The sequence below is a fragment of the Massilia sp. TWP1-3-3 genome (assembly GCF_049897805.1).
Lineage (GTDB): Bacteria > Pseudomonadota > Gammaproteobacteria > Burkholderiales > Burkholderiaceae_D > Telluria_A.
Genome location: NZ_JAFCWX010000094.1, coordinates 1 through 2,127, shown reverse-complemented (window position 1 = coordinate 2,127; position 2,127 = coordinate 1). Strand labels below are relative to the sequence as shown.

Here is a 2,127-nt window from a genome sequence, read left to right as displayed (position 1 = left end):
AGGCGCGCGGCGAAATCTTGGAACAGCGTGGTCAGAACGGACATGGCAGGCAGGGATAGTAAAAATCCATGCTGGACGCCGCGATTTTAAGGTGATGTCAAGTGTTATTGTGAAAACATTGATAATAATTTACTGAAATGCACGCCAACTGCTAACTTGGGTGGATTGGGCACGGCACGGGGTCAAAGCTGAGGCACCCCGGTTTTCCAGGACATCCGAATAGCAGGCGAGCTGATCGGTAAGTTCTTCTTCTAAAAGGAACGGCAGAGGGTCAGTGCCGCCATTCGGACACGAGCTGATCGCTAATATCTCCTTCTTCTAAAAACAAAAAAAGCCACTCCCTCCGGTACCCGGATGCGAGTGGCTTTCGTTTAGCGGTGGAGAAAAAACGCTACTTGCGTGCGGTGGCCTTCTCTTTCTTAGCCGCCGGTTTGGCGTTGACAATGGGGCACTTCGAAAAACTACCCCGAATCTGGCATCATAGCTGCACCTCGAATCTGACGTAAATTTTCATGATCAAGACCAGCCTGTTTGCCGACCAGGAGCGCGAAGCGAAGCTGAATAAGCTTGGCAACGCGCTGCGGGTGATAGAGCAGCATGTCGACTGCGCTGCCCTGGCGGCAGAGGTCGATCATGCGGCACCGCGCCCCAGCCGCGAGCGCGGCGGCCGCCCTCCGTTTCCAACCGAGTTGATGGTGCGCGTGCTGCTGATCCAGCAATTATTTAACTTGAGCGACGAGTAGATGGAATTTCAACTGCCCGACCGACTCAGTTTCCAGCGCTTCGTCGGCCTTCGCTCCAGCAGCCAGATTCCCGACCGCACCACGATCTGGACATTCAAGGAACGCCTCATCCAGGATAATGCCAGCGAGAGCGTCTTCGAGGCCGTCAACAAGCAACTGTCCAAGCATGGCTACATCGCGCGCGGCGGGCAGATGATCGATGCGAGCATCGTGCAGGCGCCCAAGCAGTCATTAAGCAAAGACGAGAAAGCGCTGGTTGCCGAAGGGGCGATGCCAATCACTTGTTCGCCCGCGAAGCGCCGCCAGAAAGACACCGATGCACGCTGGACCAAGAAGCACGGGAAGTCCTATTTCGGCTACAAGGTTTCAGCCAACGCCGACAAGCGCTACAAGCTGGTACGCAAGATCAAGGTGAGCACGGCCAGTGAGCACGACACCCGTCATTTCGAAGACGTGCTCGATCCGAACAACACGAATCGCAACATCCTGGCCGACAAGGGCTATGTCGACGGCGAGCGTGAAGAGCGGCTCACCAAGCAAGGCTGGCGCATGCACATCCAGCGCAAGGGCACGAAAGACAAGCCCATCTCCGAAACGCAGCAGCGCCGTAACCACCGCATCGCCAAGACCCGTGCTCGCGTCGAGCATGTGTTCGCCGGGCTGGCGCAACTCGGTGGCAAGGTCGTGCGCTCAATCGGGCTGCCGCGAGCAACGCTGCAACTCAATTGGAAGGTCGCTGCCTACAACTTGCAGCGCCTGGTGTACCTGAAGGAGGCCAAGGTCGAGGCGTTCTGACGCCCAAGGTCCGTCTGGACCACCAAAAATGATACCTGCGCCCTGAAAAAGGGCGCGGAAACGGCTCCGTTCACGCATTGCCGGGCGCTTGGGCCGTATCGACCTCGCCAATGCCGACGAAATCAGCAGTTATTCGAGGTGCCCAATTGTCGCGCACCACCTACGAGATTTGACGACATAATTCCACGTAGTTTAGGGGGAAATGTCTCGTTCGCTGCTGCACCCCAGTAAGTTCGTTATCGCGCGTTAGTATGAATGTAGTTTTGTCTAGTCGGCACCCTTTCCATTCGCCCAGGTCGAAGTCAGACCCAACAGCGTCTGTGGCAAGAATTCGCGCGGCGACAGAGTCAGGGATGCTCACATTGCAGTCGTACCCATCGTTGTCTTTCATAGCGATCGTTTTCACACGTTCTCCTTTAGGTTTAATGGCTTGTAAGTTGTAAAAACGTAAATCTTAGCAGAGGTCACCGACGGTAATTTGCAAGCTAGTTGTCGCCTAAAAGCGGTTTCTACGCTGCTTTTTTGAGTTCTGGATTTTTCTCCTTTTTGGTGAGGGTCTCCGTGGCACTTTTTTCCGGATTGAGGTGCA

The 2,127-nt window shown here is 55.3% G+C and carries 1 protein-coding gene and 1 pseudogene; one reads left to right on the top strand and one right to left on the bottom strand.

Annotated features, from left to right (window positions below):
• Positions 1-512: 512 nt before the first annotated feature.
• Positions 513-1,538 (top strand): annotated as a pseudogene (locus ACP7D4_RS27880) (IS5 family transposase).
• Between the two features lie 402 nt (positions 1,539-1,940).
• On the opposite strand, the gene ACP7D4_RS27875 reads toward ACP7D4_RS27880, so the two are convergent.
• On the bottom strand, positions 1,941-2,127 hold a 187-nt coding region (locus tag ACP7D4_RS27875; RefSeq protein ID WP_426212681.1), incomplete at its 5' end, for a hypothetical protein.